This window comes from Actinophytocola sediminis, assembly GCF_054779715.1.
The window spans coordinates 127635-152282 of record NZ_BAAGXS010000009.1; the positions used below are offsets into that span (position 1 = coordinate 127635).

The 24648-nt window shown below is 68.6% G+C and carries 24 protein-coding genes, 1 tRNA gene and 1 pseudogene; 4 read left to right on the forward strand and 22 right to left on the reverse strand.

From position 1 onward, the window contains the following. Window positions 1-26: 26 nt before the first annotated feature. The gene (locus ACYVIP_RS05825; RefSeq protein WP_460392796.1) at window positions 27-308 is read left to right on the forward strand and encodes a type II toxin-antitoxin system VapC family toxin; all 282 of its coding nucleotides are present in this window, start codon (window positions 27-29) and stop codon (window positions 306-308) included. Here ACYVIP_RS05825 and ACYVIP_RS05830 read toward each other — a convergent pair. From ACYVIP_RS05830 to ACYVIP_RS05850, 5 genes are all read right to left on the reverse strand, one after another. Beyond that, on the reverse strand, window positions 293-703 hold the full coding sequence (locus ACYVIP_RS05830) for a hypothetical protein (protein ID WP_460392798.1): 411 nt from the start codon (window positions 701-703) through the stop codon (window positions 293-295). The two genes, ACYVIP_RS05825 and ACYVIP_RS05830, sit on opposite strands and share 16 nt — an antisense overlap. Beyond that, complete coding sequence (locus tag ACYVIP_RS05835; protein ID WP_460392800.1) at window positions 700-1458, reverse strand: SDR family oxidoreductase; 759 nt, start codon at window positions 1456-1458, stop codon at window positions 700-702. Before ACYVIP_RS05835 ends, ACYVIP_RS05830 begins: the two co-directional genes overlap by 4 nt. A 30-nt stretch (window positions 1459-1488) precedes the next feature. Beyond that, entirely contained in the window at window positions 1489-2427 is a 939-nt protein-coding gene (locus ACYVIP_RS05840; RefSeq protein ID WP_460392802.1) for an RNA polymerase sigma-70 factor, read from the reverse strand. 78 nt (window positions 2428-2505) lie between these two features. Further along, a complete protein-coding gene (locus ACYVIP_RS05845; RefSeq protein WP_460392804.1) occupies window positions 2506-3072 on the reverse strand; it encodes a DUF402 domain-containing protein in 567 nt (188 codons plus the stop codon). A 262-nt stretch (window positions 3073-3334) separates the two neighbouring features. Then, the gene (locus tag ACYVIP_RS05850) at window positions 3335-4612 is read right to left on the reverse strand and encodes an MrcB family domain-containing protein (RefSeq protein ID WP_460392806.1); all 1278 of its coding nucleotides are present in this window, start codon (window positions 4610-4612) and stop codon (window positions 3335-3337) included. 355 nt (window positions 4613-4967) lie between these two features. On the opposite strand from ACYVIP_RS05850, the pseudogene ACYVIP_RS05855 reads away from it, so the two are divergent. Next, window positions 4968-5168: pseudogene (locus ACYVIP_RS05855) on the forward strand (tyrosine-type recombinase/integrase); the annotation flags it as partial. Window positions 5169-5235: 67 nt separating this feature from the next. On the opposite strand, the gene ACYVIP_RS05860 reads toward ACYVIP_RS05855, so the two are convergent. The 6 genes from ACYVIP_RS05860 to ACYVIP_RS05885 all read right to left on the reverse strand — a co-directional run bounded on the left by ACYVIP_RS05860 (window position 5236) and on the right by ACYVIP_RS05885 (window position 9841). Then, window positions 5236-5308, reverse strand: a tRNA-Lys gene (locus ACYVIP_RS05860). A 73-nt stretch (window positions 5309-5381) separates the two neighbouring features. Continuing rightward, complete coding sequence (locus ACYVIP_RS05865; RefSeq protein ID WP_460392808.1) at window positions 5382-6710, reverse strand: FAD-binding protein; 1329 nt, start codon at window positions 6708-6710, stop codon at window positions 5382-5384. 61 nt (window positions 6711-6771) lie between these two features. Then, entirely contained in the window at window positions 6772-8130 is a 1359-nt protein-coding gene (locus ACYVIP_RS05870) for an NAD(P)/FAD-dependent oxidoreductase (RefSeq protein WP_460392810.1), read from the reverse strand. Continuing rightward, window positions 8127-8960, reverse strand: a complete 834-nt coding sequence (locus ACYVIP_RS05875) for a ferredoxin (protein WP_460392813.1) — start codon at window positions 8958-8960, stop codon at window positions 8127-8129. The genes ACYVIP_RS05870 and ACYVIP_RS05875 overlap by 4 nt, the downstream gene beginning before the upstream one ends. Then, complete coding sequence (locus tag ACYVIP_RS05880; RefSeq protein ID WP_460392815.1) at window positions 8957-9643, reverse strand: DUF4142 domain-containing protein; 687 nt, start codon at window positions 9641-9643, stop codon at window positions 8957-8959. The genes ACYVIP_RS05875 and ACYVIP_RS05880 overlap by 4 nt, the downstream gene beginning before the upstream one ends. Before the next feature lie 45 nt (window positions 9644-9688). Then, a complete protein-coding gene (locus ACYVIP_RS05885; RefSeq protein ID WP_460392817.1) occupies window positions 9689-9841 on the reverse strand; it encodes a hypothetical protein in 153 nt (50 codons plus the stop codon). Between the two features lie 135 nt (window positions 9842-9976). On the opposite strand from ACYVIP_RS05885, the gene ACYVIP_RS05890 reads away from it, so the two are divergent. Continuing rightward, on the forward strand, window positions 9977-10231 hold the full coding sequence (locus ACYVIP_RS05890) for a hypothetical protein (RefSeq protein ID WP_460392819.1): 255 nt from the start codon (window positions 9977-9979) through the stop codon (window positions 10229-10231). Between the two features lie 2 nt (window positions 10232-10233). On the opposite strand, the gene ACYVIP_RS05895 is transcribed toward ACYVIP_RS05890, so the two are convergent. The 8 genes from ACYVIP_RS05895 to ACYVIP_RS05930 all read right to left on the reverse strand — a co-directional run bounded on the left by ACYVIP_RS05895 (window position 10234) and on the right by ACYVIP_RS05930 (window position 18923). Next, a complete protein-coding gene (locus ACYVIP_RS05895) occupies window positions 10234-12267 on the reverse strand; it encodes an ATP-binding protein (protein ID WP_460392821.1) in 2034 nt (677 codons plus the stop codon). Between the two features lie 132 nt (window positions 12268-12399). Continuing rightward, window positions 12400-12924 (reverse strand): hypothetical protein, encoded by a 525-nt coding sequence (locus ACYVIP_RS05900; protein ID WP_460392823.1) that lies wholly within the window; start codon window positions 12922-12924, stop codon window positions 12400-12402. Beyond that, complete coding sequence (locus ACYVIP_RS05905) at window positions 12924-13766, reverse strand: AAA family ATPase (protein ID WP_460392825.1); 843 nt, start codon at window positions 13764-13766, stop codon at window positions 12924-12926. Before ACYVIP_RS05905 ends, ACYVIP_RS05900 begins: the two co-directional genes overlap by 1 nt. Next, the gene (locus tag ACYVIP_RS05910) at window positions 13763-14311 is read right to left on the reverse strand and encodes a hypothetical protein (RefSeq protein ID WP_460392827.1); all 549 of its coding nucleotides are present in this window, start codon (window positions 14309-14311) and stop codon (window positions 13763-13765) included. The genes ACYVIP_RS05905 and ACYVIP_RS05910 overlap by 4 nt, the downstream gene beginning before the upstream one ends. Window positions 14312-14529: 218 nt before the next feature. After that, window positions 14530-16710 carry an RNA polymerase recycling motor ATPase HelR gene (gene helR, locus ACYVIP_RS05915; protein ID WP_460392829.1) on the reverse strand — a complete coding sequence of 727 codons (2181 nt, stop codon included), beginning with the start codon at window positions 16708-16710 and terminating at the stop codon, window positions 14530-14532. 110 nt (window positions 16711-16820) lie between these two features. Further along, window positions 16821-17660 (reverse strand): CU044_5270 family protein, encoded by an 840-nt coding sequence (locus ACYVIP_RS05920; RefSeq protein ID WP_460392846.1) that lies wholly within the window; start codon window positions 17658-17660, stop codon window positions 16821-16823. A gap of 1 nt (window position 17661) precedes the next feature. Beyond that, window positions 17662-18231, reverse strand: coding sequence for an RNA polymerase sigma factor (locus ACYVIP_RS05925; RefSeq protein WP_460392831.1), 570 nt, complete (start codon window positions 18229-18231; stop codon window positions 17662-17664). A 161-nt stretch (window positions 18232-18392) separates the two neighbouring features. Continuing rightward, a complete protein-coding gene (locus tag ACYVIP_RS05930; protein ID WP_460392833.1) occupies window positions 18393-18923 on the reverse strand; it encodes an AMIN-like domain-containing (lipo)protein in 531 nt (176 codons plus the stop codon). Window positions 18924-19100: 177 nt separating this feature from the next. Here ACYVIP_RS05930 and ACYVIP_RS05935 point away from each other — a divergent pair, with 177 nt between their 5' ends. After that, complete coding sequence (locus ACYVIP_RS05935; RefSeq protein ID WP_460392835.1) at window positions 19101-19721, forward strand: GNAT family N-acetyltransferase; 621 nt, start codon at window positions 19101-19103, stop codon at window positions 19719-19721. A gap of 28 nt (window positions 19722-19749) precedes the next feature. Here ACYVIP_RS05935 and ACYVIP_RS05940 read toward each other — a convergent pair whose 3' ends face one another. Genes ACYVIP_RS05940 through ACYVIP_RS05950 form a run of 3 tightly spaced genes read right to left on the reverse strand, consistent with a single transcriptional unit; the run spans window position 19750 to window position 22698 of the window. Beyond that, window positions 19750-20937 (reverse strand): cytochrome P450 family protein, encoded by a 1188-nt coding sequence (locus ACYVIP_RS05940; protein WP_460392837.1) that lies wholly within the window; start codon window positions 20935-20937, stop codon window positions 19750-19752. A gap of 38 nt (window positions 20938-20975) precedes the next feature. After that, window positions 20976-21998, reverse strand: coding sequence for an NADP-dependent oxidoreductase (locus ACYVIP_RS05945; RefSeq protein WP_460392839.1), 1023 nt, complete (start codon window positions 21996-21998; stop codon window positions 20976-20978). A gap of 25 nt (window positions 21999-22023) precedes the next feature. After that, window positions 22024-22698, reverse strand: coding sequence for a TetR/AcrR family transcriptional regulator (locus ACYVIP_RS05950; protein WP_460392841.1), 675 nt, complete (start codon window positions 22696-22698; stop codon window positions 22024-22026). Between the last annotated feature and the right edge of the window lie 1950 nt (window positions 22699-24648).

Here is a 24648-nt window from a genome sequence, read left to right on the forward strand (position 1 = left end):
TCGCCGATCGCCGCACGGAACTGTTCGTGTCCGCGGCCTCGGCGTGGGAGATCGCGACCAGGCAACGGCTGGGGAAGCTGCCCCAGGCCGAGGTGCTGGTACGCGCCTATCGGCAGCATCTCGCGCGGCTGCAGGTGAACAGCATCCCCATCAGCGACGAGCACGGCCTGCTCGCGGGATCCCTGGAATGGGCTCACCGGGATCCGTTCGATCGCATGATCGCCGCACAGTGCATGACCGAGTCACTGCCACTGGCGACCGCCGACGAGGCGTTCCGGACCCTGACCGGAGTTCAGGTGTTGTGGTGATCGCGCCGTGACGCCCGCCCGGCGAGCCCGAGCAGACAGGCCGGCAGGGCGATCGCGAGACCGAGCGCGACCATGAGCAGCGCGCCGGTCGCCGGCGCGAGGTGGTCGAGCATGGTCAGGTGCACCAGGAAATGCGGCACCGTCCAGGTCAGGTACATGACGAGCGCGGTCCGGGTCATCCACTGTCCCATGTGGACGGTCGCGGCGCCGAGCACCACGGCGCTGGCCAGTGTCATGGCGCCGTAGTCCCGCATCAGGTGCTCGTTGTAGGCCATGCCCATGCCGACCACCTCCAGCGCGAAGAACCGCGCCGGCAGGAACAGCGCCCACCCGCCGACGACGACCTGGGTCGCGGCGAGAAACCCGAGACCGACGCGCAGCCACCGGCGCGTCATCGAGTTCGTCCCGCCAGGAACTCGTCGAACGTGATCCGCCCGACCGCCCGGTCCGGGGTGAGGTGATGGCCAGCGCGGTAGTCCCGGATCGCCCTGCCGGGCAACGGAACCGCCAACACCGGCCGGCGCCGCCCGACCGCCAGGAGATAGCTGCGGGCCAACTCGCTGGCCGTCCGCACCTGCGGCCCACCGAGCTCCGGCACCCGGTTCGCGGCCGGTCCCGCCGCGAGCGTGACCAGATGGTCGGCCACCTCCGTGACGTCGATCGGCTGGAACCGCACCTTCGACGGCATCAGCGTCACCGGCAGCAGACGCTGGACGCGGCACATGGTGGCGATCAGGTCGTGGAACTGGGTCGTGCGCAGGATCGTCCACGGCAGCCCCGAGCCCTCGACGCGCCGTTCACACGCCAGCTTCGCCCGGTAGTAGCCGATCGCGACCCTGTCGACCCCGACGATCGACACGTACACCAGGTGCGGGCGCCCGGTCGCCTTCGCGGCCTCGATCAGGTTGTCGGTCGCGGCCACGTCGCCTCGGCCGTTGGTGGTCGCCAGGTGGATGATCACGTCCACGTCGGCCGTCGCGTCGGTCAGCCCGCGGCCGGTGCGCAGATCGCCCACCACCCAACGGTGCGCGGCCGGCGCGCGCTGCCCTCGGGTCAGCACCCGCACATCGTGGCCAGGGTCGAGCAGCCGAGGGACCAGCGCGCAGCCGAGCCGCCCAGTGCCGCCGGTGACCAGAATCTGTTTCGCCATGTCTCGCTCCGTGGTGTCTCGCTCGCACCACTAGGAACCAGGCGGCTCCGCGGAATGTGACAACCGGGCCAGCTGCGCGCCGACGAACCGGAGCTTGTCCGGGTTGACGACGATCTGGATGCCGGTGATCCGGCCGCCCGCGATGTCCGGCGCCAGCACCCCGATCAGGGTGGACGCGGACCAGCACAGTAACGCTGGCGTCCCGTTCACCTCGCGCACGGACATCGTGAGACCGTCGGCATAACGGCTGGTGACGGTCGCCAGGTAGCGCGCGACCTTCTCCGCGCCACGCACCGGCAACCGGGCGACACCGGGCGCGCCGCCACCATCGGTGACCGAGATGACGTCCTCGGCGAGCATCCGCTCCAGACCGGCGAGGTCACCGCCACGGGCGGCGTCGAGGAACCGCTCGACCAGCACCCGGTTCTCGGGGACGTCGTCGGCCGACCGCGGGAGCCGGGCATCGGACAGCCGCTTCCGCGCCCGGCTGTACAGCTGGCGGCAGTTCGCCTCCGACAGCTCGACCAGCTCGGCCACCTCGCGATGGCTGTAGCCGAACGCCGTCCGCAACACGAACACCGCCCGCTCCACCGGGGTGAGCCGGTCGGCGAGCACCAGGAAGGCCAGCGACACCGTGTCCCGCTGCTCGGCCGTCTCCATCGGCCCCAGGGTGTTGTCGGTGGTCAACACCGGCTCCGGCAGCCACGGCCCGACATAGCGTTCCCGCCGGCGCGGAGCCGACCCGAGCCGGTTCAGGCACAGGTTCGTGGCGACCGTGACCAGCCACGCGCCGGGTTCCCTGACCGCGCCTGGCTCGGTGCCGTGCCAGCGCAGGAACACGTCCTGAACGATGTCCTCCGCGTCCGCGGCCGACCCGAGCATGCGGTAGGCCAGCCCGAGCAGCCGTGGCCGCTGCTGCTCGAACGCCACGACCAGCGCGGACCTCGACTCCTCCGCCGGACCGTTCACAGCCGTGATTCTCACAGACACCGCCGCACGGGGCAGACCTCAGAGCGGCAGTCAGGGTCCCGCCGGTTGGCCTGATGATCAGCCTGGTGCGATAACGATCGGCCCCAGCGGGCTTGGAAGCGCGGCCAGCTCACGCAGCCGCTGGGGCGGGAAGTCGGTCCACGTCCTGCTGGGGTCGAGGGTGGCGTGCAGGTGCCGGTCGAGGAAGCGTTGCCAGCGCCGCAGTCCGTCGACGGCGGTGGCGATGTCGAGCTGCCCGGCTTCGACCGCGTCAGCGAACTCGTCGAGATCGAGCAATCGCTGATGGCGCCCGTCAGTGGGTACCAGGACATCGGCGTAGAGGTCCCGGACGGTGATCGAGTCCTCCGTGGTCGAGACGTGCACGAGGTCCACGTACCAGGTGGTCGGTCCGGTCTTGTCGCGGTCGATCCCGGGGGAAGACCGCCAGGCCGGAATGGACATGCTCACACCGAGGTCGAGCAACAGGAACACGCGCTCCAGCAACGTACCGCCAGGCCAGGGAACGAAGCTGTCCGGCAGCTGGAACTCGTAGGCAAGCGTGTCGTCGAGACGGACGCCGGGCAGCGGTCCGAACAACGGTTCCGGATCGCCATGAGCGCCTCGCCAGACCTCAACCTGTTCCATGAACCATTCGTACCCCGACTCAGCCCGAACAGCTGTCAAACATCAGAACCTACGGTTTGATGATCAGTTTCGCCGGTCTCCTGCTGTCGCCTGCTGACGTACCGTACCACCTGCGACATTAACAAACGGAAACGGTCAACATGGGAGTGTTGACCGTGATCATTTGTGGCCGTTTCCTGAGGGTAACTCGGGGAATGACCTTGCATCTACAGCGCACCTCGGCGACATGGCCTATCGCCGCGACACGATACCCAAGTAATCCTTAGTCTGACGACTGAACGATGCCAGAAGCGGCTGCAGCCAGCAAACTCGGACCAATCAAGGGAGAGCGACCCTGCCACTCGCCACCGTCGCGCCACACCGCTTCGATACCAAGCGAAGTTAGAAGGCCCACAAAGGCATCACCTATCGATTCGGAGAAGAGCGCCACTAGTGTAGGGTCGGGTCGCTTCAGTTCGCGGTAGCAGAAGTGTCGGTAAGAAAAAAGTTGTCCAATCGCTTCGCGTACTGCATTTTCAGCGTTCGCCCCGACCGTCTTCGCTTCAACGAGCCAGTGGTTAGTGGAATTCTCAACCGTGAGGTCGCACGGGTGAACATTGTTCGCCGCGATCAGTCCCGCTTTATTGACATAGCCGAAGAATGAATTTAGAAGCCCCTCATGACGCCGGCCCTTATTTTGGAGTTGTGCCGGCACGTGCACTCGGTACTCATCCGAACTCCTAGGGCGGAAGGCGGGCGGACGTGGAACGAACACTCGCCTTGCTTTCTCCGAGCCGGCCGCGGTATTCACGAGACCAGGAGTCGTAGCAAGGACCTCGCGTTTGATCTCCACACAGTCGCTATACAAAGCCAGGAAGCGCGTCAGGTCCGCGCGTAGAACTTCCTCGTCGGGCAAGTTTGTTGGATCATACTCGATGGCGGCAATGTTGCCCTCTTCATAGCCGCGAGGTAGGAACCGACGCGCCCCAAGGTTGATGGTTTCGAGTAGGTCTTTTAGCGTCGCGTCATCAAGGTTAGAGCGAATCAGAGAGCTCTCTTCTTGGAGTTCAACGAGCGCCGCACTCTCTGCTTTAACCCCCTTAAGGCCGCTATCTTCCGCATTCTTCTTGTGCTGTGTAGCACCCTGGTTCATACTGAGGTAGACTCGAGAGAGATCGGCTCGGTAGAGGTAGACGATATATAGCCCTTCCTGTGCAGTCGTCGTGACATCCGGATCTAACACCGCGATCCACGGAACGAGGGGCAAACTCTGCCCAGAGCCACTTACCAGAACCCTCATGCCAGGCGGAATCAGAGCCAGCATCGTCAGGCGAACCTCACGTAGATGCTTCTGCGCCTGCTGATCCTTACCGTTCTGGTGCTGATAGCGGTAGGTGTATACACCCGAGAGCGCGGTGTTGATATCCATGGCCTTAGCCCCCACGTGCCCGTTGATCGACAGCGACAGTACGTAGTGGCTTATCGACAGTTCACCCGTTTGCGTATCCGCCAAATGGGTGAACTTTGGGGGTATCGCCCACCAGGAGGGGCTTCCTGCCATCCCGTCGACCTGGCGCAGCCCGATCGCGCCGGGTCAAGGGGGCACCTACCTTGCGGCCGGCACATTGGGCTGGGTCTGCCCCCCTTGACGCGGTGCGATAGCCCTTGTGGAGGTCGACGGGATGGCAGGACGTTCCCCGGGGAACCGCAGCCGGACCGCGGTCCGGGCCATCCTGTTGGCCTGCCCGTCCGACGAGGACATCTCTTCTCTCTGTTCAGCGCGGGCTACAAGCTGCTGGCCCGCCTCCGGTCGGCCGGCGCGCGCTGGGACCGGCGCCAGCCGCACGCCCAGTGCGCAATGCAGGTTCTGCCATGAGCACAGCGGGCGCTGACAGGCGCCCGCCTTGAAGAAGCGCGCCGGGTACGAGTGGGTCACCTTCCGCACGTTCCGGAAGACCGTGGCGACGCTGCTGGATGCGGCCGGGCTCACCGCGCGCCAGATCGCCGACATCCTCGGCCATGCGCACCCGTCGATGACGCAGGACGTCTACATGGGCCGCGGTGCACCAAGCCGGGACGGTGCGGACGCCCTGCACGCCGCCCTCGGCCGCGAGTAGACCGGGGGTTTTCTTGGGGCGCGATCATGGACCGTGGGTGAAGGGCCTTCATGACCAGGCTGTTAGGTGGGCCGCCTGGGGCTCGAACCCAGAACCTACGGATTAAAAGTCCGCAGCTCTACCAATTGAGCTAACGGCCCCGCGCTTGCGTCATGCTACCGATGTGTCGACAACGCTGTCCGGTATGGGCATGTTCGTGGTCCAACCCACAGGTCAGAGCCGGTCGAACACGCCCTGACCAGGGGTCAGCACCTGCCGTGGATCATAGGCGGCCTTCGCCAGCGCGATCTGGGGGTACCTCGGCCCGTAGTGGGCTCGCCAGTCGGCGGGTGTCAGAGGGATGGCGCCGACCGGGTAGTGCGTGCCGCCCACCGCGCGGGCCTTGTCGTACAGCGCTCGGTTCGTGTCGAGCAGTCGGCGGGCCTCGGCGCTGTTCGGTGGGTCCACGGTGCGCAGGATCGCCAGCAGGAAGACCACCTCGTCATCCGGCAGGGTGACCAGCGGCCGGGTGAACCGCGCCCGGGGCACCGGGTAGAGCAGCACCACTCCGCCTGTGTCCGCCTCGGTCAGTACGTCGTGTACGTAGGCGTCCACCGCATGGTCCGGGACGAAGACGTTGAGCCACGGCGCCGGTAGCCGCAGTGGGGTCAGTTCGTCCACGGACTCGTTCACCCGGTTGAGCCAGTCGGCGTACGGCTGGTCGGTGATCTCGCTCGCGGCCGGTGTCAGGCCGGTGAGCAGCTCGGTGTCGTTCGGCGCGGTGGGCGGGGTGTGGAACGCGACGGCCTCCACCAGGTACTGCCAGCCGTCCTCGGCGGGGATCAGTTGGCCTTCCAGGTAGTTGAATCGGCCATCGGCCAGCGCCACGCGTTGTGCGGCGGTCATCGACGGCAGGTCGGGGTAGTAGAGGTGGTAGACCCGGGCGGTGGTCTCGGCGGGGACCAGTCGCAGGGTCGCACGCACGATGATCGCGAACTGGCCGAGACCACCGAGCACCGCATCGAACAGCGTCGGGCGAACCGTCGGTGAGCAGCGCAGCAGGCGGCCGTCACCGGTCACGACCTCCAGCTCCAGCACGGTGTCGGCCTGTGTGCCGAAGTGTGCGCTGGCGCCGCCGATGCCACCGACCGACAGCGTGCCGCCGACCGACAGGCCGAGGTAGTCCGTGTTCACCGGTGGGGTCCGGCCGGCCGCGAGGGTCGCGGACACCAGGTCCTGCCAGCGCACGCCGGCGTCCACCACCGCCCGGTCGGGCTCGACGGCATGAATGGTCGCCAACGTCCGGGAGTCGATCACCACGCCGCCATCGGCCTGCGCCTGGCCGAACGTCGAGTGCCCCTGCCCGCGCATCGCCACGCGCAGGCCGGTTCGGTTGGCGTGGCGCACGATCGCCACGACGTCGCGCACCGAACCCGGCCGCAGCACCGCGACCGGCCGGCGGTGCACGAGGTGGCCGTAGTCGTCGGCCGCCTCGGTCAGCGACTCCTCGTCGACGGCCAGGTCACCGTCCAGGTCGGTGAGCGACGCCCGGCCGGATGCCATCGCGGCACGCTCCTTCGCTGATCACCAACCAAGGAGACACACGTTACGGGCACGCCGGCGATCAGTACGCCGGGGCGAACGCGGGCGCCCGAACCCCGCGCGGCTGCTCCACCCTCGGCAGGTCACGCCTGGTCGGCAGGGAATGCCGAGCAACCGCCCGGCCACGGTTGGGCACCCGGTTGGCCATCGCGGCGGCCGGGATCGGCTCCGGCTCGACCCTGACCGGGCGGTCGCCCGGCGCGGGGTTGTGCCGCATCACGGTGTCGGTCCAGGTCACCACCGCGCCAGGACTGTCGATGCCGATCACGCCCATCAGCCGGCCGTCGTTGACGTAGCCGACGACGGTGCCGTTGCCCTTCTCCGGGGAGCCGAGCGAGATCGTCTCGGTGCCCATCTTCGGCACGCCGGAGGCCATGATCCGGATGCCGAACTGCTCGGTCCAGAACCGCGGCATCGGCGTGAACGGCTGCGACGCCGCCCGCCCGGCCAGCAGGTTCTCCGCCGCCGCGCGGCCCATCTCCACCGCGTTGAGCCAGTGCTCGAGGCGCCGGGGCTTGTCGTCGAACCGCAGGTTCGGCCACTGCGCGACGTCGCCGGCCGCGACCACGTCCTCCGCGCCGACCACGTGACAGGTCGGCTCGCAGACCACCCCGTCGTCCAGCGGCAGGCCGGAGCTGCGCAACCAGGACGTCGCCGGCACGGTGCCCGCGACCACGATCGCGCACGCCGCCAGCATGAACGTGCCGTCCGACAGGTGCAGCTCGATCCCGTCCGGGCGCGGCACCCACTGGCGCACCGAGGTCTCCAGCGCCAGGTCGACGTGGTGGTCGCGGTGCATGTTGGTCATCCACTCGCCGAGCTGGGGGCCGAGCACGTTGCCGAGCAGGTTCGGGCTGCGCCCGATGATCGTCACCTCGCGGTTGAGGTGCCGCATGCTGCACGCGATCTCACACCCGGTGAACCCGCCGCCGACGATGGCGACCGGGCCACGGCTGGCCCCCACCGCGCGCTCGATGTCCAGGGCGTCCTGCATCGTGCGCAGGCCGAGCACGCGCGGGTCGTGGTAGGGCACCCCGGCGATGCGCCTGGCCTCCATGCCGGTCGCGATGATCAGGCCGTCGTAGGCAAGGTCCTCGCCGCCGGGCAGCCGCACGGTCCGCTTCTGCGGCACGACGTACTGGACCGGGGTGTTCAGCCGCCAGCGCGCACCGATCTCGCGGTAGGCCGGCAACATCAGGTCGACCGGCTTCATCGCACCGGTCAGCAGCGCCTTGGACAGCGCGGGGCGGTGATAGGGCGGGGTCGCCTCACTGCCGACGATCGTGAGCTCACCGTTGAACCCGAGTTCGCGCAACCGCTCGGCGGCGCGCAGGCCGGCCAGTCCGGCACCCACCACGACCACTCTTTCGGGCCGGCTCATTTGCTCCCTACCTCCTGCAACTGGATAGCCCGCATGGGACAAGCTCGGGCGGCCGCCTGTGCGCCGGCCCGGCTCTCGTCATCCGGATCGCGGACGTAGCGCAACCGTCCGTCCTCCAGAAGCGTGAACAGTTCTGGTGACTCCATCTGGCAGAACCCGTATCGCTTGCACCGCTGGTTGTCCACGGCCACCCGGACCCCCCGCGCGACGCCGTTCTGGACCCCGGTCGGCTCCTGCACCGGCGAGGCCGCGACCGGGGCCGCGCCGAGCAGCCCGGCCCGGATCAGCAGCCGGGGCGGCAGGATCCGCAGGACGGTCAGCGTGACCACCGGGACCAGCGCGGTGAACCCACCGAGCCAGACCGTCGACAGGTGCCCGTTGGCGATGGCGCCGAACCACGAGTGCAGCACCAACATGGCCACCGCGGGATAGGCGAGCTGGTGGAACCGCAGCCAGCGCCGGTAGTTCACGAACCGCTTCAGCCCGACCCCGATGGCGATCGCGATCATCAACTCCAGGCCGAGGATGCCCAGCGTGTGCCGGAACAACCCGCTGAACGGCAGCGCGACGCCGGCGAAGGACAGCCCCTGCTCGCGCAGCAGCAGGAACACGATGGCGTGGGTCATCCCGGCGGCGATGGTGAACGAGGCCAGGATCATGTGGCCGGAGCGGATGGCCTGGTAGCCGGTCAGCCTGCGGATCCAGCCGGTGGCGGTGAAGATGCCCCAGCAGAGGGTGAAGCACATCAGGACATAGGCGGCCCTGGCGGAGAGGACGGCCACCTCCCGGACGCCGACATCGTGCCCCGGCAGGGCGAGGGTGATCGTCATCTCTCCGCGGCTCCGTGCGAGCTGAACGTCCTGACCAGGCCGAGGGTCGCGCCGAGGGCGAAGATCCCGAGGATCCCCGCGAGCGCGAGGTCGCCGCCGCCGAGCTGGTTCTCCGGGTTCTCCATGGTCCGGCTGGAGGCCTCGGAGAACAGTCCGTTGGACATCACGTGCCCGGTGCCCTCGAGGATGGTCATGTGCTTCATCACGATGTCGTTGGCCGCCTGGGCGAAGGCGCGGATGTCGTCGTTGCGGGTACCCGCCCGGACCTCGGCGATCAGGCCGAAGACGGTGCCGTGCGCAGCCCGCAGCCGGTTGGCGAACACCCGGTCGAAGTCGTCGCCGGAGGCCGCGGTGATCTCGGCCATCCACTGCTTCGTCTTCGAGCTCGCCTCGTCGGGTAAGTCGACGCCGAACTCCTCGGCCAACTTCTCGATGTCGACGTTGAGCTGGGTGTGGTCGGCGTACAGGGTCCGGCCGACCTCCTTGACCTTCTCGGAGTTGCCGCGTTCGGCGGCCAGCTCACCCATCGGGATCTCCCACAGGTTGGCGAACCGGATCGTGAAGAGGAACTCCCGGTCACGGGCGTCCAGCTCCTTCGATCCCACTGGTTGCCCCTGCTCGGCGAAGGCGAGCCAGGCCGCGGGGAACGCCGACAACAGGATCGCGACCAGCCCGACAAGCACTGAGCGAATAACCGCGCGCCGCATTGTTTTTCTCAATTCGGGGAATTAGTTGGAGGAATTCTGCCCGACAACGCTGTCGCTGTGTGGACCGGTCATCGAGCCGTACTCGCTGCCGTCACCCTCGCGCAGGTTGCAGGCACTCAGCACAGCCATCGCGGCCGCGATGACCACCACCAGCCCCACTGCCCGAGACCTCATGCCGCGACTCCCTTCCACCAGCCCGTCGTCGATCGACGCCTCTATATACGGGGGATAACGGCCCGGCGTTCAACACGGCCGCCACGTCAAAAGTGATGCAGATCACATTGACTGCGTCCATGGGATCATCGCGGCATGGGTACCTACCAGGGGCAGGCCACGCTGGTCCTCGGCGACCAGACGAAGATCGAGGGTCAGGCGTCGATCAGGACGAGCAAACGGTTGTGGGAGGGCACGATCGTGGTCGGCGAGGAGGACCAGGACCGCGCGCACACCGCGGCGCGGATCGAGCTGCCGACCGGGGAGAGCCGGGCGGTGGCCGCCACCGGCGCGGAGCCCGACGCCACCACCGGCGCGGCCGTGGTCTCCTTCGCGAGTACCGACGGGTGAGCTCAGGCCAGGGTCGCCAGTAGCACCCGGACCTCGGCGGCGTCCGGGTTGTCCAGCCGTTCCAGGATGGCGAGGGCCTGCCGCCAGCTCTCCCGCGCGCCGGCCAGGTCACCCCGCTCCCGGCGCAGCTCGCCGATACTGCGCAGCGTCGCGGCCTCACCGAGGTAGTTGTGCATCTCGCGGCGCATCGCGAGCGCGGTGTGGAGTCGTTCGTCGGCGTCGTCGAGCCGGCCGAGGGCGCGGTAGACCAGCCCGATGGTGTGGATGGCGCCGGCCACGCCACGCGCGTTGTCGGTCGCGCGTTGCAGGACGAGGGCCTGCTCGGCGTAGTCGAGGCTCTCGTCAAGGCGGTCGAGCCGGTGCAGCACGCCGGCCAGCACGTTGAGCGTCGAGCCCTCGCCCCAGCGGTCGCCGGCGTCCCGGCGGACGGCGAGCGCCTGCCACAGATAGTCGAGGGCCTGCTCGAACTCCTGCCGCTCGTGGTACAGGAAGCCGATGTCGAACAGCACCCAGCCCTCCGCCCAGCGGACGCCGACCGCGCGCCAGAGCGGTAGCGCGTCGCGCAGGCAGGTCATGGCCTCGTCGAACCGGCGCAGTTCCCGGTAGACCAGCGACAGGCTGGTCAGCATCCAGGCCTCGCCGTACCGGTCACCGGCCTGCCGGCTGGCGCGCAGGCCGACCTCGTGGCTGATCAGCCAGTCGGTGCGGGGATTGCGGTGGGTGAAGTAGGTGAGCAGGGCGCCGGGCATCCGCCAGGCGACGTCGCTCTCGCCGACGTCCTCGGCCAGGCGGGTCGCGGCGACCAGGTTGGCGCGTTCGGTCTCGCACCAGTCCCACGCCTGGTCGTAGTCGGCGAACGTGGGCGGCCGGCGGGTCGGGGCGGGGAGCGGGACCCGCTCGCGGTGAGGGGACAGCGCCTTGTCCGCGGCCTCGGCGGCGTGCAGGTACCAGTCGAGCATCCGGCGGGTGGCCTCGGTGCGCTCGTCGGCCGGCTCGTCGTGCTCGGCGCGTTCGGCGGCGTAGACGCGCAGCAGGTCGTGGAACCGGTAGCGGTCCCTGGCGACCTCCGCGATCATGTGCAGGTTGGCCAGCGAGTCGAGCAGGCGGCGGGCCGCGGCGGGGGTGTTGCCGGCCAGCGAGGCGGCGGCGTCGGTGCTGATCTCGGCGCCGTGGTGGAGACCGAGCAGCCGGAACATCCTGGCCGTCGGCGGCGGCAGCGCGCGGTAGGACCAGGAGAAGACCGCGCGGACCGTGGTGGTCTCGTCGTCATCGGTCGACAGCACGTCCAGCCGGTCGTGCTCGTTCGCGAGGTCGGCCGACAGGTCCGCGAGTGTCCACTGTGGATGGTTGAGGACCCGCTCCGCCGCGATCCGCAGGGCGAGCGGCAGGTAGCCGCAGCGGGCGGCCAGTTCCGCGAGCGCGGCCGGCTCGGCGTCGGCCCGGTCGGCGCCGATGATCTCGCGCAGCAGTTCCACGGCCTCGTCGGCGGGCAGCATGTCCAAGGTCACGCGGTGGGCTCCATCCCTGGCGACGAGGCCCGACAACCTGCTTCGACTGGTGACGAGCACGACGCAGGTCGGCGAGCCGGGCAGCAGAGGACGAACGTCCTCGGTACTGGCCGCATTGTCCAACACGACCAGCACCCGGCGCTCCCGCAGCATCGACCGGTACAGGCCGGTCTGCGCGTCGAGGCTGGTCGGGATCCTGGCCGCGGGCACGTCCATGGCGCGCAGGAAGCTGTCGAGGACCTGTGCTGGGCCGACCCGGGAGCGGAAGCCGTAGCCCTGCAGGTCGGCGAACAGGTCGCCGTCGGGGAAGCTCGCGCGGGCCAGGTGGGCCCAGCGCAGTGCCAGCGCCGTCTTGCCGACACCGGCCGACCCGGCGACCGCGGAGATGACCGCGGTGGTCGCCTGCCGCCGGCCGGGGAGCAGCGCGTCCAGCCGGTGCAGCGCGGCGGAACGGCCGACGAAGGTCGGCACGTCACCGGGGAGTTGGCGGGGAATCGGCCAGGTGGCGATCGGTCCGTGCCCGTTCACGCGGCGGCTCCAAGGGCACTTCTTGATCGACTGCGAACGACTCAGCGTGACACACCGAGTGCCCGCGGGGCCACGGTCCGCGGGCCGGCTACGACCATTGGCACCAACGAAATACGCCGTTAGGCAGGCGCCTCATCCGACGAGTCGGATGACCAGGGACAGCTCGGACAGTTCATGGATCTTCAGCGGCAGGTCGACCGGGGTGTCAGCCCACTCGATCCTGGCGGCGGTCCGGAAGCCGAGTTCCCGGTCCAGGAAGGACTTCTCGAAGTCGGTGGAATAGATGACCCGCCACTCCCGGCGGAGCATGCGCTCCTGGCAGAAGGCGACGAACTCGCTGACCACCTCGCTGATCTCCGGCGCGACGCTGTTGTTCCACGACTCACCGATGCTGACCATGTCGTGGCCGGTCGACACGCTGAGCTCGTGGGACTGCCAGTCGATCGACAACACGATCTCGGCGCGGCAGCGGCCGGTGTCGTCGAAGCCGTGCATCATCACCGCGGTGATCCACCGGTTCGTCAGCGCGCGCTTGATGGTCTCGAGGTGCTCGTCGCTGATGCCCGTGCCCCGCCGGAGCGCGGCGCCGACCTGGATCTTGATGAGGCTGAGTCGCGGAAGCGCGACGGTGCGCGTGTAGGTCCTGGTGGCCGCCATCAGCGCGCGCTCCCGGCGCCGAGGAAGGCCTTGAAGTCATGCTCCCGGACCACGTCGTCGGCGATCTTCTCGAACTCCGCGACGGATTTCTGCTCGATGATCCTCGGGTACTTCCCGGCGCGGGTCAGCGTGAGCGCCTGGCTGGTGCCCACCTCCGACAGCGTGCGCCAGAGATCGTGGTCGACCATGAGATTGCGGACGTGGGAGAAGAACGAGACCGGCTGGCCGTGATATTTCTCCCGCAGGTACTGGATGTCCGGCTCGCCGAAGAACGGCAGGATCGCGGCGATCGCCCCGTTCCGCTCCTCGGCGGTCGGCACCCACGACATGGCCACCATCCGGCCGGGGCGGACCATCGGGCCGTACAGGCCGGTGAAGTCGTTGCCGGTGATGATGATCGGCACTCGGTGGACGGGCTTGTTGTCCACACTTGTCGGGTAGTCGCACAGGTGCATGAGCTCACCGAAGACGGTCTGCCGGTTCACCGTGTACTGGACCAGGTCGCCCCAACTGCCAAGCGCGGTGTCGATGTCGTTGATGACGACGGCCACCCCGTTGAGCGTGGGGTCATCCGCGTAGGCGTCGCCGGCGGCCGTGTAGGTCTCGCGCAGCAGTTCGGCCGGCCGACCGGCGTCCGCGTTCTCCAACTGTCCGCCGGACAACAGGAAGGGGCGGACACCGGCCGCGTCGAGGGCCTTCTGGGTGTTGAAGGTCTTGCCCTCGCCCGCCGGTCCGCTGATGCCGAGGATCAACGCGGCCCGATCGGACACCGACGGGTTGTGGTTCTTGAACACGTGTAGATGAACTGCCCGGAGGAAGCGCTCCGGTAGGAAGTTGGTCATTTTCTGCGCTCCTCGATGCGTCGCGCCAGTCGGCTCAGTCGATCAGGCACCTTGTCGACCACCGGCGCCTCGCCCTGGACCCAGTCCTGCCCGGCGGTCGTCGGCTCTTCTCGCGTGGGGGGACCTGGTGGCGCTGGCGGCGGAATGTCCGCCCAGCCGTCGGGGGTGTCGGCCGCCTGGAGTTTCGCGGCGCCCTCGATCAGCTTGCGCCGCGCGTCGACCGCCAACCTGAGGCGTTGCATGATCTTCTCGCTGCTCTCGAGAGCAGCCGCGTCTCGCTCGACGGTGAACTTGTCCCGAACCAGCTTGGAGGACTTCCACTCCAGGCCGGGAGTCTGGTCGACGAGCAGGTGCAGTTCGGAAACAACGGAGTTCCGGATGGCGTCGAGCTGTTCGTCGGAAATTTTCGTCACCTGGCGCTGGCGGGCGAATTCCTCGACCTCCAGCTCCAGCTTCTGTCGCTGCAGCTGCTTGTCCGGCCCGTCGAGGAAGCGAAACAACAGCTGAGCGGCGATACCGAGCCCAGCCGCCGCGAGTTCGATCATCGTGTTACCCCATTCTGGGTAACCGTGCGCGAGTGGCCGCACGGACAAATGTCAAAACGGGTGTCCGTGAACCAGTCGCTCAATCAGGCGGCGTTGTTACAGGAGTTATTTCTAGACAAAAACCTGGCGATCCGCGAAATTTTTGGCCCGAAGCGCACCGAATGCCGAAGTCGGGTGCGGCTGGCCGGCCCCAGTCGCGCCAGGGCCGGCCAGTTCGGTCACACCGACTGTCGCGCGGTGTCCGCGAGCCCGGCCAGCGCCGCCGGCAACGGACCCCGGTGCAGCACGCCGAGCCGCTGCGTTGCCCGGGTGAGCGCGACGTACAGCTCGGCCGCGCCCCTCGGCCCGTCGGCGAGAATCCGATCCGGATCGACGACGAGCACGGCGTCGAACTCCAGACCCTTGGTCGCCGAGGCGGGCACCGTGCCCGGCACCCCCGGCGGTCCGATCACGACACTCGTGCCCTCCCGCCCGGCCTCGTCCAGGACGAACTCCTCGACCGCGCCGGGAAGTTCGTCCTCGGTCACCTGCCGCGCCCACGGCCCCACCCCGGCGGCCCGCACCGACTCCGGCGGCGCGACGGTGGGCGCGAACTCGGCGAGCACCGCGGCGGCCACCGCCATGATCTCGGCGGGCGTGCGGTAGTTGACGGTCAGCGACCGGTACACCCAGCGCCCCGGCACATAGGGCGCGAGCATGGTGTCCCACGAGGTGGCGCCGGCGGGCGACCGCCGCTGCGCGAGATCCCCGACAACGGTGAACGACCGGCCGGGGCAGCGCCGCATCAGCACCCGCCAGTCCATTTCGGACAGTTCCTGGGCCTCGTCGACCACGACGTGCCGGTAGGTCCAGTCCCGGTCGGCGGCGGCGCGCTCGGCGAGGTCCCTGGTGTCGGCCTCGACGAACCGGTCGGCCAGGTCCTCGGCGCGGAGCAGGTCCGTGGCGTACAGGTGGTCCTCGTCGTCCATCGAGTCCGCGCGGCCGATCAGGCTGTCCAGCACCCGGGCGGCGTACTCGGACCGCGCCTGGTGCTCCCGCTGCGCCAGGTCGTCGGCCGCGTTGTCCTGGCCGAGCAGATCCACGAGCTCGTCCAGCAGCGGGACGTCCGACACCGTCCAGGCGGCGCCGTCGGCGCGCGCCAACACGGGATCGCCGCCAGCGGCCGCCAGCCGGTCGGGCGACTCGTACAGCGACGCCAGCAGGGTCGCCGGCGTGAGGAGCGGCCAGAGCTCGTCGATGGTCGCGGTGAAGCGCTCGTCCTGCTCGAGCTCCTTGGCCAGCTCCGCCCGCATCCGCTCCCAGGCCTGCTTGTCGTCCCTGGTCAGCCAGCCGCGACCGATCCGGCCAAGTGCCCGCTCGGTGAGCACGTAGGTGATGATCTCGGTGAACGTCGCGCGGGCCTCGTTGTGCGGCAGCCCGCTGGCCCGCGCCTCCTCGCGCGCCCACTCGGCGGTCGCGGCGTCGACGCGCAACCGCGCCTCCCGCAGCCCGATCTCCACCGGTCGGTCCGGCAGCCGCTGCTGGTTGGCGATCGCCGCCCGGAGAACGTCCAGGATCGCCAGCGACCCCTTGAGCCGCGCGGCGTCCTGGCCGTCCTCCGCGGTGACCCGCAGCCCGGGGACGAGCTCGCCGGGCGTCATGAACACCACGTCGGACTCGCCGAGCGAGGGCAGTACCCGGCTGATGTGGTTGATGAACGCCGGATTCGGCCCGACGACCAGTACGCCGTGCCGCTCCATGCGTTCCCGCTGGGTGTACAGCAGGTAGGCGACCCGGTGGAGGGCCACCACGGTCTTCCCGGTGCCCGGGCCGCCCTCGATGACCAGCACCCCCGGGTGTTCGAGCCGGACGATCTCGTCCTGCTCGGACTGGATGGTCGCGACGATGTCGCGCATCCCCTCCCCGCGGGGGGCGTTGACCGCCGCCAGCAACGCGGCGTCCCCCCGCACACCCTCACCTGGCCGCCCGAACACCTCGTCGGTGAACTCGACCACTCGGCGTCCCCTGGTCAGGAACTGCCGCCGCCGGCGCATGTGCTCCGGGTTCGCGCCCGTGGCGGTGTAGAACGGCCGCGCGGCCGGGGCTCGCCAATCGAGCAACACCGGTTCGTAGTCGTTCCCCTCATCGAAAATCCCGATCCGGCCGACGTAGGAATGCTCGCCAGAAATGGCGTCCAAGCGGCCGAAACACAGCCCGTGATCGGCCACGTCCAGGCGTCGTGCCTCCCTGGCCGTGGCCCGCACCTTGTCGTCCCGTTCCAGCAGCGAGCTGTTCTCGTCCCGCAAGGCGGCCCTGAACTGGCCCTTCGCCTGTGCGCGCGCGGCGTCGAGCCGCTCGTAGAGCCCCGCCACGTAGTCCTGTTCGGACCGCAGTTCCTCTTCGTACCCCTGACTTGACACAGGCCCCTCACAGCGTTTAATCTGGTTTTAGGTTCGGCGAGTTCTTCAGTGGTTTTGAAGAGCACGCCGATTTTTTATTGTCTACCCTGTGTCAAGTCAGGTACCGCGTACTACGCGCGCGGCCGCTGTCCGACCGCGTCCACGATCGCGTGCTCGAAGACGGCGGTGTTCTCGGTCCCGAGGAAGACGTGGGTCTCCTGGTCGAAGACCAGCGTCACGTCGTTCTGGCCGGCGGGTTGGTCCCAGGTGAGGCCGACCCCGTACCGGCCGGCGCCGTCGGTGGCGTCCTCGACGATCTCCAGACCGGGGTAGTCGGCCATGACCTCGAACAACGCGGCCATCGACGGCGGCGACACGTAGGTCTCCTGGATCGCGAAGTGCAGCAGGACGTCGAAGTCGTTCGGCGCGCTCTCCAGGTACGCACGCATCCCGGCGGTGTCGGTCGGCAGGAGGGGGTAGGCCGGATCCGCGTCGCACGGCTCGGTCGTGCCCATGTCGTAATCGCCGCGAACGACCCGCCGGCGGCCGTCCTCGCAGCCGGGCAGCGGGGTGTCCGCGCCCTCCTGCCGGATCATCCCGTCGTGCTCGCCGTCGGCCGAGTGCCAGGCCTCGCGGGCGCCCTCGGTCGTCTCGCTGCGGGTGTAGACGAACTGGTCGGGCCGCGGCGCGACAGCCGGGAGCTCGCGGACGGCGTCGGCGGCCTCGTGGAGGAACGCCACCGCGTCGGCCGCCGGCGGCGCGACCCCGAAGAGCTCCAGACCGCCGAACGCGACGACACCCGTGATGGCGGCGGCGAGTCCCACCACCGTGACCCCCGAGAAGATCAGCCTTTTCCCGCTTGTGCCCGGCCGCTCGGCGGTGACGCCGGCGAGCAGCCGCTCCCGTGCCGGGGCGACGTCGGTCGCGGTCGGCAGCGGGGCCTGGTCGACCACGTTCCTGAGCAGGGTCATCTCATCCACGGTTGACGAACTCCTTCACGGTGAGCGCGGCGCGGACCTGCCGGCGAGCGCGATTGAGACGAGAGCGGACGGTGCCGACGGGGATGTCGAGGGCCTGCGCGACCTCGTCGTAGGTGAGGCCCTCCCAGGCGACCAGGAGCAGCACGTCCCGGTCGCCGCTGGACAGTTCGGTGAGCGCAGCACCGAGCAACTGGTTCATCGCCGCGGCGGTCACCTGTTCGGCGACCCGATCGGCTTCCCCATCGATGTTCGGCTCGGGCACGATCGCGGCGCGCAGCCGGTACTCCCGGCCGTCAGCCCGTTGCCGGCGGCGCACCAGGTTCGTGGCGATGCCGTACAGCCATGGCCGAGCGTCCTGGCGGTCGAGGTCGTACTTCCCTCTGGTGCCGAAGGCGGTCAGGAACGTCTCCGCGACCAGGTCGTCGGCCACCTGCCGCCCCAACCGGTGTGCCAGGTAGCGCATGATGTGCGGGGCGTGCCGATCAAAGATCGCCGCGAACCGTTCCGGGTCCCGCAGCGACCGCCTGATGATCGCCGCGTCGTCCTCGTCGGGTGGGGGCATGGGCTCCTCTTTCGCCGGCAGCAGGGTCACCCGCTATTCGCGACCCACGGGAAACGAGTTCACCCCCGGTCCAGATCGCCGCCTGGGCGTGGGCGAACCGGCGACGTCACCCGATGACCTCCGGGGCGAGCCAGGTCGAGACGGCCCGCCCCAAGGTCAGGTCACCAATGGTGCGCGACGTCGATCACGATCCGACCGGGCAGCGTGAACACCCGGAAAGGAAGGTGTGCCCGGACACCGAGGCCCACCGTCGTCGTCCCCTCCCAGGAGCCAGCCCAGGCGACCTGCCGGAAGGTCTGATAACCGTTGACATTCACCAGCTCCGACCGGTTCGCGTAGGTGTAGGTCGGCGTGAAGGACTCGTCATAGGCCGGTGCGTGCACCGAGATCGAGAGCCGCGCCCCGCCACGCAAGGCAATCGGCGTACCGCTCCCGTCCTCGGTCACAGTGTCCACATACGACACCCAGAAGCCGTTGGCCGACCCGTCGATGTCGAACACCAACCGGTCATAGCAATCGTGCTCGCCGGCACGCAGCCCGACCATCTCGCCGGTTGTCGTCGGCGACGCCGTCTTCGCCCCCGAACCCCAGGTGATCCCGCAGTACGGATCCGCCGTGGCCACGCTCGCCGGCAGCACTATCCCCATGACGGCGACCAAGACCGCCAACAGCAGTCCAGTTCTTCTCAACATCTTCATCGACTCCCCATCAAATCCACCGTGAAGCCACGGATTGCTTCAGGGGACGTGCGACGCACCGCGAGGTTGACCACCGTCACACCGCGTGCCCAACCAGCGCCAGAAGGGTTATGAATCGCAGCCGCAAAGCATGGCGATGTCATCCGGGTCCTGCGGTGCGATCGTGCACGAATGCCTCTCCTCGTCGGCCCAGCCCAGCCCGCCGGTTCACTGCGAGCCCACCGACAACCACACCTTGGCATCGACCATCGTCTGGAGTTACGGCCGTGGCGCGAGAGTGACGCCACGACCGTGACGACAGCATTCGAGTGCCCCGACATCCAGCGGTGGCACATACGGCGCATGGACACTCACGATGAAGCCCGTGGCTGGATAGCTGACTGGACGACGCGCTGGAACAACGAGACAGATGCCAGTTGGGCAATTGTCAACAACTGCGATGATCAACCGATCGGACAAGTCGGCCTACGCACCATCTCGCTGTTCGAGGCATCGGCACAATTGTCCTATTGGGTGCTGCCCGACGCCCGAGGCACAGGGGTTGCCGTGCGCGCCACGCATGCCCTGACGCAATGGATCTTCGATGTTGTTCACTTGCACAGAATCTCGTTGGAGCACTCGACGGCCAATCTGGCGTCATGCCGTGTTGCCGCCAAGCTCGGGTTCGATGTCGAAGGCACCCGGCGGAGCGTCACGCGCCATGCAGACGGATGGCATGACATGCACATACACGCGCGCCTACGCACCGACGACCGCAACTCAGGCGGATACACCGCGCTCGTCGGCTCGTAGCGCTGCGGCTCCACTGTCGGCATGGGCATCACAGCACCACGGGAAGTTCCATGAGCCCGTGGATGGGGACGCTCGCCCGCCACCTCAGTTCCGACGCGGGCGTGGCCAGCCTCATGTCCGGAAAGGCGGTGAGCAGACCGCGGAACGCGATCTCACCCTCGAGCCGTGCCAGGGGCGCACCCAGGCAGTGGTGGATGCCGTGGCCGAACGCCAGGTGCCCGCTGGCCGGACGGGTGAGGTCGAGCCGCTCCGCGTGGTCGAAACGGTCGTCGTCCCGGTTGGCGGCGCCCAGTCCGACCAGCACGGTCGAACCGGCCGGCACGGTCACCTCGCCCAACACGACCGGTTCGGTCGTGAACCGGAACGTCGACATGTTGACCGGGCTGCGGAAGCGGAGGAGTTCCTCGACCGCTGCCGGCAGCAGCGACAGGTCCGCCTTGAGCCGCTCAAGCTGCTCCGGGGCAGTGAGCAGGGCGAGCACACCGTTGCCGATCAGGTTGACCGTCGTCTCGTGGCCGGCGACCAGCAGCAGGAACGCCATCGAGACCAGTTCCCGCTCGCTCAGCCGGTCGCTGTCCGCACTGGTCTCGATCAGCGCGGACAGCAGGTCCTCGCCCGGGGCGGCCCGCTTGGCCGCGACCAGCTCGGTGAAGTAGGCGGCCATCCAGCTGCCGGTTGCTCGAGCCTGTTCCGGGCTGGAGTCCGAGATCAGGGCGTTGGAGTAGCGGCGGAACTCGTCGCGATCCTCCTGCCGCACTCCGAGCAGCTCGCTGATCACGGTGATGGGCAACGGGAACGCGAAAACGTCCAGCAGGTCGACCTCATCGCGGGGGGAGAGCCGGCCCAGCAGGTCGGCGGTGATCTCCTCGACCCGTGGCCGCATCAGCTCGATGCGCCGGGCGGTGAACGCCCTGGTAACCAGTCGACGCAGCCGGGTGTGATCCGGCGGATCCATCGACAGCATGTGCCGGCTCAGGTCGGGCGCACCGTCAGGGGTTGTGGCCGCGCCCGAGTCGGCACGGTTTCTCCGCACGGTCGGGTCGGCCAGCATGGCCCTGGCCTCCGCGTACCGGCTGACCACCCAGATGTGGTTCCCCTGGGACGTGACCACCTCGCTGGCTGGTGCCTCAGCTCGTAACGCGGCCTGGACGGAATGCGGGTCCTGGAAGAACTCCGGGGTGAACAAGCTCGCGGACGCTGTCTCGGTGCCGGACATGGGTCTTCCTCTCGTCTTCTGGTGGACATGCTGGCCGTTCAGGACTCGACAGCCCGGACGACGACCTTGCCCTTCGCCCGACGGGATGCGACGCGGGCGAAGGCATCGGCGGCCTGGTCGAAGTCGTAGGTGCTGTCGATCTTCACGCGCAGTGCGCCGCCGTCGATCAACGAGGAGAGCACGCGCAGGTCGTCGCCGCTGGGACGCATGGACAGGAACCGGTAGGCATAGCCACCCCGGCGGGCGCGGCGTCGTGGGCCGAGCGTGGCGAGCCTGAGCACGGTCTCCAGCACACCGGCCCGCCACAGGCTCATCGGGTAGTCGTGCCGGATCGATCCCGGGGTGGGCGTGGCGGACACGGTGACCAGGCGGCCACCTCGGGCCACGACGTTCGAGAGCGCCGCGGCTGAGGTGCCGCCGACCAGGTCCAGCACTTTGTCGAACCGGTCACGGCCGGTGTCGACCGCCTGGGTGTGGTAGTCGATCACCTCGTCGGCACCCAGCTCGCGCAGCAAGGGCGTGCTGCCGGCCGATGCCGTTGTCGCCACGGAGGCACCGGTGCGCGCGGCGAGCTGGATGGCGAACATGCCGACCGTGCTGGAGCCGCCCGTGACGAGCAGACGGTCCTCCTGCCGGACAGCCAGCGCGTCGCGGATCGCCTGCAGGGCAGTCGTTCCGGCGAGCGGGACCGCCGCGGCGGCGACGAAGTCGAGGCTGCGCGGCAAGGGCGCCACCAGTTCCGCCTCGATGGCGACCCGTTCCGCGAGCGCGCCGAGCCGTGCTTTGTCTGTACGGGCGAAGACGGCGTCGCCGACGGACAGCGAGGTCACCGCCGTCCCGGTCGCCACCACGACACCGGTGAACTCGTTGCCGGGCACGAACGGGAACCCGGCCGGACTGGCGAACCGGAAGGTGCCGGACCGCTGCAGGAGGTCGATGGGGTTCAGGCCGATCGCACGAGTGGCGACGACCACCTCGTGCGGACCGGGAAGCGGCTCGGACCGACTGCCGAGGCGGAGCACCTCCGGTCCACCGAAGCCGGTGATTTCGTAGGCGAGCATGCCGAATCCAAACTGGTGAGGTGGTTCAGGTGCGCCGAGGGATGCCGGGAAGCCATTGCCGCAGCAGCTCTTCGATCTCGGCGCTGGTCATCGGCGTGCGGAGATCACTGGTGTTCGGCGCCGCGCGCAGGCCGTCGATCACGATGCGCAGATAGCGCGTCCAGGCGCCGGGGTTCACTTCACGGCTGTGCAGAGCGACCTCGCTGATCATCGCCAGCAGCAGGGGTACGTCTTCCGCGGTGACATCCGGCCGCAGTGACCCCTCGGACACGGCGCGCTCAACCAACTGCCGGACCACGGGCATGATCCGATCGCGGATCCGGGCGAGGTAACGCGTGCCGAAATCGGCGCCGAGCTCGATGTCGCGCATGCCGCGATCGGTGGCGTGGAGCTCGGCGGCACGCTGCAGGAAGTTGACGAATCCCGCCCACCCCGTCGGCGCGTCCAGCGCCGCCTCGATCGCGATGGCGTGCTGTTCCAGCCGCTCCTCGAGAGCGGCTTCCAGCAGGAGCTCCTTCGAGGGAAAGCGGCGGTGGACGGTACCGACACCGACACCGGCCTGCTGAGCGACGTCGTCGTAGGTCGCGGACACCCCGCGCACCGCGAACACTTCCCTGGCGGCCTCGATGATGCGCTCCCGATTCGCCTGCGCGTCACGGCGCAAGGGCCGATCGGAACCGGTGGAACGCGTGGTGTCCATGCCAGGACGCTAGCAAATGGAACGACCTATTCCACTTGCTGATTCAGGCGCCACCGGCCGGCACGAGCCCGACGAGCGTCACCCGACGCCCCAAACAGGTGGAATGATGCATTCCACTTACCCCGACGTGACAGAAATCACGCCATCATCTGTCAGGCGCGTGCGCACCAGCCGCGCAAATGAGACTCGAAATGAGACCCCGCCAACCACAGACGTGCTGACGGAAACGCCCACCAAGTACGTTTCTGCTGGTCAGACTATGCGGAGGCGGAGGGATTTGAACCCCCGGACCCGTGAAGGTCTCCTGTTTTCAAGATCTACGCAACACCGTTCAGCGGTGTTCACCGAGGTACGTATCCGCAGGTCACAAGCCTTCTAAACCTCTGCGCGGGCGTCCGTGAACGGCCCTGAATGAGACCCCAATTGAGACCCTGGATCTCGACCCAACTCATACTCATGCGCCCTTCGTTGTGGTCCTGGCAAGCCCTGCTCGAGCCGGTACAGCGAGCAGTACCAGCGGCACACCAACCCGTGTCGGTTGCGATCCTCACCGGCCCGTGAGGGTCGGTGCAGCCAGGGCACACTCACCGTGGCGGGGTCCGAGACCGACGTGTCGCGATCCTCACCGTGAGGGTCGGTGCAGCCGGTACGCGTCGTACACCCGACACCGGACGATCACGTTGCGATCCTCACCGGCCCGTGAGGGTCGGTGCAGCGTGCGCGGTGCGCGATCCTCGCCGGACGGCACTACAGGTGGTTGCGATCCTCACCGGCCCGTGAGGGTCGGTGCAGCGCTGCGCCGCCCGAAGTCCGCGCCCTCACGCCAGGCGTTGCGATCCTCACCGGCCCGTGAGGGTCGGTGCAGCTACGCGCGAGCGCGACGACCAGAGCCACTGTCGCGATGGTTGCGATCCTCACCGGCCCGTGAGGGTCGGTGCAGCCGGTGCTGTAGCCCCATGCGGATGGTGTCGACCAGGTTGCGATCCTCACCGGCCCGTGAGGGTCGGTGCAGCCCTCACCCGCGCGGTGAACACCGCGTACCGCCGCAACGTTGCGATCCTCACCGGCCCGTGAGGGTCGGTGCAGCCCTCACCCGCGCGGTGAACACCGCGTACCGCCGCAACGTTGCGATCCTCACCGGCCCGTGAGGGTCGGTGCAGCCCGAGGGAGGTGATCCCAAGATGACGGAAAACGTCATGTTGCGATCCTCACCGGCCCGTGAGGATCGGTGCAGCGTCACCCATTCCTCCGACGAGGGGCGGTAGCCGTAGTTGCGATCCTCACCGGCCCGTGAGGGTCGGTGCAGCGCGCGCGCCGCCGAAGCGCAGGCCATCGCTGACGCGGAGTTGCGATCCTCACCGGCCCGTGAGGGTCGGTGCAGCGCGCGCGCCGCCGAAGCGCAGGCCATCGCTGACGCGGAGTTGCGATCCTCACCGGCCCGTGAGGGTCGGTGCAGCCCCTCGAGCGCGGACACATCACCGTCATCGGCGAAGTTGCGATCCTCANCTCGAGCGCGGACACATCACCGTCATCGGCGAAGTTGCGATCCTCACCGGCCCGTGAGGGTCGGTGCAGCTGGAATCAGTGGCCACCCAGGTGGCCGGTCAATCCGAAGTTGCGATCCTCACCGGCCCGTGAGGGTCGGTGCAGCTGGAATCAGTGGCCACCCAGGTGGCCGGTCAATCCGAAGTTGCGATCCTCACCGGCCCGTGAGGGTCGGTGCAGCCGAGATCGATCTTCGCCTTCCGTGCCTGGTCGGCGGTGTTGCGATCCTCACCGGCCCGTGAGGGTCGGTGCAGCCCGCCGGTCTGGCCAGTTGCGGCAGTGGCTCGACGACGGTTGCGATCCTCACCGGCCCGTGAGGGTCGGTGCAGCCCGCCGGTCTGGCCAGTTGCGGCAGTGGCTCGACGACGGTTGCGATCCTCACCGGCCCGTGAGGGTCGGTGCAGC